Genomic DNA, 7,353 nt, shown 5'->3' with positions numbered 1-7,353 from the left:
AAAGACAACGAAATGATATCCTCAACCGCTAAAGGTAGGGTTACTGTTGTAAAATAGTAAACTATAAACGAATTCTATGAAAAGGACGATATTACTGGTTATTATCTATAGCATTGCTATGGCAACAGTAAAAGGAATGCCTTTTGAGTTTAGAGAAACTAACCTTTCCTTTGTAAGTAACCTTCTCCAAAGCGTTTATAAAAATGTTTATTTGGGAAATCTTGAGGTAAGATCCTCATTCATTAAGAGTTTTGTTGAGGAAAACTGGAATCTTAAAAAATTCTCCTCCTATCTTGCTTTATCAAACTCTTCAATGTACTTTCAAATCATCTCAGACAAAACAAACATCACCCTAAAAAGACTACCCATACCACTAGTAGAGGGAATAGAACTATTTTTCTCACTCACTAACGAAGGATATCTACGAAATTTCAGAAAATTTGGTATAGCTGATTACGGAAATACAAAAATCCTAAATCTAGCATACAGTGAAAATGCCCACATTATAGCATACATCTCGGATAACTTTATACAAAGACTTGACTACTGGATAAAGGAAGGCAAAGAAAACATCATGGTTTGGTCTTACCTCTGTGCCTACTCCACAAGCAAGACAAATGATAAGGTTTTCCTAAGTAGTATCTTACTAAACATCCAAGCAAAAGAATTCTACAAGTTTGACTTCAACATCTACTAAGCCATATTATTAGCTCCAGACTCCAAAATTTATAATTAGGATGTAGTCTTTCTTTTTACTACTCTCGCAGTCCCTGTCGGGACTGGTGAATGTTTTCTTGATAATCACCCATTAGCTTCCCTGTCCCTTTTCTTGAACTGTGAGCAAGAGCCTGATTAAAATTATAGCTCTGGAGGTAGTTATGAGAAGGTATCTAATCGCTGGAAACTGGAAGATGAACAAACTCGTTTCTGAAGCAGTTGAACTTGCGAAAGGACTAGTAGGAAATGTTAAGGATGTAAGTGATAGAGACATTTTAATCTGTCCCCCCTTTACAGCACTATATGCCACTTATGAAGTTGTGAAAAATACTAATGTCAAACTTGGAGCCCAAGATGTCTTTTACGAAGACAAAGGAGCATACACTGGGGAAATATCTCCAATGATGTTAAAAGACGTAGGGTGCGAGTATGTAATAGTTGGTCACAGTGAGAGAAGGCACATAATAAAAGAAACTGATGAAGTAATAAACAAGAAGGTAAAATCTGCGTTAAAGCATGGACTTAAAGTAATACTATGTGTAGGAGAACTGCTTGAGGAGAGAGAAGAAGGGAAAACAATAGATGTGGTAAAGGAACAGACAGTTAGGGGGTTAGCTGGAGTTTCTAACGATGATATTAGGAATGTAGTTATTGCCTACGAACCTGTGTGGGCAATAGGAACTGGGAAAACTGCAAAGCCTGAGGATGCTCAGGAAGTTCAGTCTTTTATAAGAAAGCTTATCTCAGAGCTATATTCAAACGAAGTTGCTGAAAATATGGTAATACAATATGGTGGAAGCGTAAGAGCTGACAACATTGACGATCTTATGGCCATGCCAGACATTGACGGAGTATTAGTTGGTGGAGCATCCTTAAACCTTGAAGAGTTCACAAGAATTGTCAAGTTTATTAGGAAGCAATAAGAAACAAAGGCCTTTAAGTAGAGATCTTTGCAATAAACTCCTTTGCCTTCTGCGATACTTCGTCAAACGGAGGAGTAGAAGCTACCTTCCTTAGCGTCACAAAAGCGTTATCCTTGTCACCCTTTTCTATTAATACCACAGCCATGTTGAACATATATACCTTAATGTTTTTGGAATTTGAAAAATTGGAAAGAAGTTCTTTGTAGGTACTTATTGCTTCATCGTAATTTTTAAGCCTAGTCAAACATTTAGCCTTAAGGTTTAATGCTTTCTCCAAAAGATCTACGCTTGGTATTTCTTTGACGACAAAGATCTTTTCCAATATTTTCAGTGCTTCTGTAAAATTTCCACGATTGAAATTGTTTTCAGCCAAAGACAAAGCATTAAGAATGCTAGAAACCGTACCATTAACCTGGATTTCATTGTGAGACATCTGCGGTAGTGAGGTAGCAATAGAACTTTCATCAATTGGGGTAAACTTATCTAATACTCCCGTATCCAGTGCTTTTTTAGCTATCTGTATTCGCCTCTTAGCCTCACCTACCAAATCCGAATCAGGATATACTTTAAGAAATCTCTCAAATGACTGAATAGCTTGTTTGTATCTCTTGTTGGTGAGAAGATATTCTCCTATTTTGAACATTCCTAAATCAGATCTCACAACAATATTATTTGATAAGAGGCTGTTAACTTTTATTCCTATATTTCTCAATTGGTTACTCAAAGCCTTGAGAGTTTTAAACAAGATCTCAGGTTTTGATGATATAAAGCTCTCAAATTCCTTAACATCAAAAGATATAACCTCAGAGGTCTCAGCAGATATTGCTGTTTCACCTCTTGGAGCAGAGATTATTGCTGATTTTAATCCAAATATTTCTCCAGGTCTTATTACCTTTGATACCTCTTCATTAGTATCCTCAGAAATATATTTCAAAATAACTTTACCTGATCTCAGCAAGAAGACCTCACTTCCTATATCCTTGTCAAAGTAAATGATAGATCCCTCATTGAACTTTTTCACACTTGGCATGATTTTAGGGGAAGGAGCTATAAAGCTCCTAAAAACCACGCATAAGATCAGCTTATCACGTATTCTGTTTCTGCATCAAACACTATCAACTTTTCTAGATCAACAACAACTTCTCTCTTTTCACCCAACTTGACACGAATGAAAGGATCAAATCTAGCGATAAATGGGTGTTTTTCGGTAGCAAAGTATACATACTGTTCTGCTCCGAGAATTTCCGTAATCTCAACATTAGCGGATATTACATTTTCGCTAACAGAACCCGTGTATGAGCCACGGTCGTACAGATACTCTGGCCTTATACCCATAATCACTTTTCTTCCAACATATTCGGAAATATTCTTAAATCTTCCCTTTGGAAGCAATATTCTGAATGAACCTTCGTTGAGGTAGTAATTGTCACCAGCTTGTTCAACAACAACCTCTAGGAAATTCATCGGAGGGCTACCGATAAATCCAGCAACAAACTTATTGACAGGCGATGCGTAAACCTCAAGTGGAGACCCTACCTGTTGTATCTTACCATCCTTCATAACAACAATCCTTGTGCCCAGAGTCATTGCTTCAACCTGGTCATGAGTAACATAGACAGTTGTAACTCCAAGCCTAGCATGCAATTTGCTAATCTCTGCTCTCATCTGCACTCTAAGCTTAGCATCGAGGTTTGAGAGAGGTTCATCAAACAAGAAAACCTTTGGCTTTCTAACAATAGCTCTACCTAACGCAACTCTCTGTCTCTGTCCACCAGAAAGTTGTTTAGGCTTTCTATCAAGTAGTGCTTGTAATCCTAGTATTTCCGCTGCTTCCTTGACTCTCTTGTCAATTTCTTCCTGCGGCACCTTCCTAAGCTTTAAGCCAAATGCCATATTTTTGTAGACAGTCATATGTGGATAAAGAGCATAATTTTGGAACACCATAGCAATATCCCTATCCTTAGGAGGTATATTGTTCACCAAAACATTATCAATCCATAATTCTCCTTCAGATATATCCTCAAGTCCCGCTATCATCCTAAGAGTAGTAGTTTTTCCACATCCCGACGGCCCAACAATAACAATAAACTCACCATCATCTATCTCCAAATTGAAATCATCAACAGCCCTTACACCATTATCAAAAACCTTAGAAACATGCTTGAGAATGACCTTAGCCATAGTATCCTCCTTTCATCATGCTTTATTGTAAATGATAGAAATCAATTTGTAAAGAATATTTTTTAAGTCCTTTCTACAAACAACGATATCAACGAAACCGTGCTCTTTCACAAATTCAGCTCTCTGGAACCCCTCAGGTAATTTTTCCCTTATAGTTTGCTCAATCACTCTAGGACCTGCAAACCCAATAAGCGCCCCAGGCTCAGAAATTATAACATCCCCAAGCATAGCAAAACTTGCAGTAACCCCCCCAGTTGTAGGATCTGTAAGCACAGAAATATAAAATCCTCCTTTTTCCTTATACTCCCTCAAAGCTGAAGAAGTCTTCACCATCTGCATAAGAGATAAAATACCTTCATGCATTCTAGCACCACCCGAGGCAGAAAAGATAACTAAAGGTAGTTTGTGTTTTGTAGCATACTCTACCGCTCTTGTAACTTTCTCACCTACCACACTACCCATACTACCCCCAAGGAATTCAAAATCCATCACCGCTATCTCAACAGGAATCCCGTATATCTCGCATGTGCCAGTAATCACCGCTTCATTCAATTCTTTGTCATTCATAGTTCTTCTTATTTTGTCCTTGTAATATTCCTTCCCATCAAAAAACTCCAACGGATCGGAAGAGACTATGTCTGCAAATTGCTCCTTAAAAGAATCTTTGTCTGCAATCAACTCTATTCTCCTCTTAGCACCAACTCTAAAATGGTAATTACAGTTTACACAAACATTTAAGTTTTCCTCAAAATCAGACTTATACATCATGTAATTACACTCTGGACACTTTACCCACAAATTCTTTTCCTCTGCCATACTCGCTATATTATAAAAGATAGCCTTCACAATTTTTCCACTCCCTAGCCTCCATTTAAAAACTAAGCAAACCTTTTCACAAAACAGAATGCACTCACCACTACTTAGAACCAAAGAACATTTTATGCTCCACTATCTTCAACCGAATCTTATTGCAAACGTGTGTGGAGTATATTATAATTCTATTGAAAAGGAGGAGGTAAAAATGAAGTATTTAAGCATTGATAACATAGAGATGACTTTCGGTGCAAAGTGGAGTCTAGCTTATACTACCGTTGATGTTGATATTAAAGACATTGTCAATAGAGTCAAAAAGATTGACCCTAGAGTAGAAGTTTTCGGATGTAGCTCTTTCCAAGGAGTGTTTACTCCATATGGATTCATGAGAGGAACACATTTTCTAGCCTCTTACTCTGAAGATGGCATAGAAGCAGTACCCGTAGTTTACAACTGTTCACCAACAAATGCAAAAGCAGAAACACTAAAGGCATCTAAGGAAATATTTGATAAAATTGGCACTCCAGATGTTGTATTAATGCACGCTGTACCAGGGTTTGAGGAAAAAATTGTAGAAGGCGTAGATGAGTTTTTCCAAGGTCAAACTAGAATATACGGAGGTAGTGCAGCTGATGACAATATATCAGGCAAATGGTTCGTTTTCCACAATGACAAAGTTACAAACGAAGGAGTTCTCCTTATTGGTTTCAAAAGCCCTAGGAAAATATACGGTGCATTCCTTAGTGGATATCTACCAACCACCAAAAAGGGGATAGTCACAAAAGCAGAAGGAAGAACTATCTACGAGATAGATGGTAAACCTGCAGCTATGGTTTACAACGAATGGTTAGATGGGGCTATTTCGGAATATCTTGAAAAAGGAGGAGTGATTCTGGCACAAACAACACTCAAACCAATAGGTAGAATTATTGGTGAAATCATGGGAATCAAAAACTATTTGCTCTCACATCCACATTCTGTTATTCCTGAAAACAAGGCAATGACCCTATTTACAGAGTTTAAAGAAGGAGACGAAATAATCCTCATGACAGGTTATAGGAGTGCTCTGATTGATAGAGCAAAACAGGTAGTGGAGAGAGCTTTAGGAATGGATAAAGACAGAGTAACTCCTCTAGGAGCTATACTAATCTACTGTGGAGGGTGCGTAGGTGCTATAATTGAAGACATACAGCAAGTAGTAGAATCCTATAAATCAATTCTAGGTAAAGCACCTTTCATTGGCGCTGCAACGTTCGGCGAACAAGGTTGTTTCCTACTAAAAGAGAATCAGAGAGCAAACAAGCACGGAAACCTCATGGCAGATAATATTATATTCGGATAGTTTGCACACACTCATCCATCTTCACCGCAAAATAAAGTTTCTCAAGAAACTCTCTCGTCTTCTCCTTGATCATGGTATCACCATACTGACCAACAAGTAGTATGCGACCTTTCAAAAACATCCTAACCACGTTCTTAAGAGTTCCTACAGTTCTTGCTAGAAAATCCTCAAGCACTACATTGTTTCTCCTTCTAAGGTTCTCTGAAAAAAGAAAATAGGCGGCAATACCTGTAAGATTAACAGCATAATATATCTTTGAATAGTTCAACATCGGAATAATATCGCTAACAACTTTTACAAAATCATCAGAATCCTTACCTAAAGCATGATCTAACATTAACTTCGTAGTTCCCTCCAAAAACTCTATACGCTCCTTAAGAAAGTGTTCCTCCCTCTTTGAAAGAGATAGCACATCATCAACTAAAAGATCAAAACCTCTTCGTGACATAAAATTGGAAAACTTGCTTATTATCCTATCATCTACGCCAACCAACGACTTTGCAAGAGTTGTCCTATCTACATATTTAAGCACATCTCCCAACTTCCCGAGCTTATCTATTTCCTCAACTATGACCGATATCACCTTTGGTGAAGTTCTTGGAATAAAGAACGAATTCATAATATTTTCCCTAATCATTCGGATATGTTGCGATGAAGTTAAATTCTGCCCATCTTCCCTAATTATCCTGTTTATCTCCAAAGCTGTAAATAACATTGTTGCCTCTATCCATTCCTTGTCACTGGAAAGGAAACCTTCCTTGCCTTTTACTATCAAATTTACCTTTTCTTTCGCACCTTTGGAAATATTTGACCTTATCCTATCACCAGACTTTTTAAGTGCAAAAATTAGTGTTGAGATCTCCTCCTCACTAAAACGTGATACAAGCTTTGAAAGTACAAACTGCAAACTCACATCATCAAGAATACTGAAAAAATCATCAATATTCCACGGTATACCCGATAACCTATAAAACATCTCATCAATTAGCCTAGATATAATCTCTGAAAATTTCAAAACATCACTGACATTAATATTGATATTCAAATTTGTTCCTTGAAACATAGGACTAGTAACCTTCTCTAGAAAACTTGCCTGAAAAACTAGCTTACTCCCCTTAAAGTATACAACCACTAGCAACCTGTCTGAACTGATAAGGGAACTCTCTATCCGCTTTTTATACACTTCCAATTTAGATTTTGTAGAGGAAAATATTTCTACCACATCATGCCTCACAATCTTTCTAAAATCATAAGAGTCACTACCCCGCATCACTGGCATTATGAAAGACTCACCAAGTTCAGAAAACTTTATTACATAAAACCAAATAGTTTTTTAATTAGCTATGCCTTTTCAAACCTCAACGAAGAATCAGTGAT

7 protein-coding genes are annotated in these 7,353 nt (G+C 37.3%); 3 read left to right on the top strand and 4 right to left on the bottom strand.

From position 1 onward, the window contains the following. Nucleotides 1–76: 76 nt before the first annotated feature. Both ABDH28_07880 and tpiA read left to right on the top strand, forming a co-directional pair. Nucleotides 77–697: a hypothetical protein gene (locus ABDH28_07880; protein ID MEN2998932.1), complete on the top strand. Its 621-nt coding sequence runs from the start codon at nucleotides 77–79 to the stop codon at nucleotides 695–697. Nucleotides 698–878: 181 nt separating this feature from the next. Then, entirely contained in the window at nucleotides 879–1,640 is a 762-nt protein-coding gene (gene tpiA, locus ABDH28_07875; GenBank protein ID MEN2998931.1) for a triose-phosphate isomerase, read from the top strand. A 13-nt stretch (nucleotides 1,641–1,653) separates the two neighbouring features. On the opposite strand, the gene ABDH28_07870 is transcribed toward tpiA, so the two are convergent. Genes ABDH28_07870 through accD form a run of 3 tightly spaced genes read right to left on the bottom strand, consistent with a single transcriptional unit; the run spans nucleotide 1,654 to nucleotide 4,637 of the window. After that, the gene (locus ABDH28_07870; protein ID MEN2998930.1) at nucleotides 1,654–2,661 is read right to left on the bottom strand and encodes a tetratricopeptide repeat protein; all 1,008 of its coding nucleotides are present in this window, start codon (nucleotides 2,659–2,661) and stop codon (nucleotides 1,654–1,656) included. 56 nt (nucleotides 2,662–2,717) lie between these two features. Then, on the bottom strand, nucleotides 2,718–3,821 hold the full coding sequence (ugpC, locus tag ABDH28_07865) for a sn-glycerol-3-phosphate ABC transporter ATP-binding protein UgpC (protein MEN2998929.1): 1,104 nt from the start codon (nucleotides 3,819–3,821) through the stop codon (nucleotides 2,718–2,720). A gap of 15 nt (nucleotides 3,822–3,836) precedes the next feature. Continuing rightward, complete coding sequence (accD, locus tag ABDH28_07860) at nucleotides 3,837–4,637, bottom strand: acetyl-CoA carboxylase, carboxyltransferase subunit beta (protein ID MEN2998928.1); 801 nt, start codon at nucleotides 4,635–4,637, stop codon at nucleotides 3,837–3,839. A gap of 205 nt (nucleotides 4,638–4,842) precedes the next feature. Here accD and ABDH28_07855 point away from each other — a divergent pair, with 205 nt between their 5' ends. Further along, a complete protein-coding gene (locus tag ABDH28_07855; protein ID MEN2998927.1) occupies nucleotides 4,843–5,976 on the top strand; it encodes an FIST N-terminal domain-containing protein in 1,134 nt (377 codons plus the stop codon). On the opposite strand, the gene ABDH28_07850 is transcribed toward ABDH28_07855, so the two are convergent. Further along, the gene (locus ABDH28_07850) at nucleotides 5,963–7,255 is read right to left on the bottom strand and encodes a hypothetical protein (GenBank protein ID MEN2998926.1); all 1,293 of its coding nucleotides are present in this window, start codon (nucleotides 7,253–7,255) and stop codon (nucleotides 5,963–5,965) included. The genes ABDH28_07855 and ABDH28_07850 overlap by 14 nt on opposite strands. Nucleotides 7,256–7,353 lie beyond the last annotated feature (98 nt).

Source organism: Brevinematia bacterium (assembly GCA_039630355.1).
Lineage (GTDB): Bacteria > Spirochaetota > Brevinematia > DTOW01 > DTOW01 > SKYB106.
Note: the sequence above shows the minus strand (reverse complement) of the source record. Positions and strands in the feature narration are given on the sequence as shown.

Coding starts and splice junctions, on each gene's coding strand:
- ABDH28_07850 (MEN2998926.1), bottom strand. CDS start 7,255: ATGCCAGTGATGCGGGGTAGTGACTCTTATGATTTTAGAAAGATTGTG.
- ABDH28_07880 (MEN2998932.1), top strand. CDS start 77: ATGAAAAGGACGATATTACTGGTTATTATCTATAGCATTGCTATGGCA.
- ABDH28_07855 (MEN2998927.1), top strand. CDS start 4,843: ATGAAGTATTTAAGCATTGATAACATAGAGATGACTTTCGGTGCAAAG.
- ugpC (MEN2998929.1), bottom strand. CDS start 3,821: ATGGCTAAGGTCATTCTCAAGCATGTTTCTAAGGTTTTTGATAATGGT.
- accD (MEN2998928.1), bottom strand. CDS start 4,637: ATGGCAGAGGAAAAGAATTTGTGGGTAAAGTGTCCAGAGTGTAATTAC.
- tpiA (MEN2998931.1), top strand. CDS start 879: ATGAGAAGGTATCTAATCGCTGGAAACTGGAAGATGAACAAACTCGTT.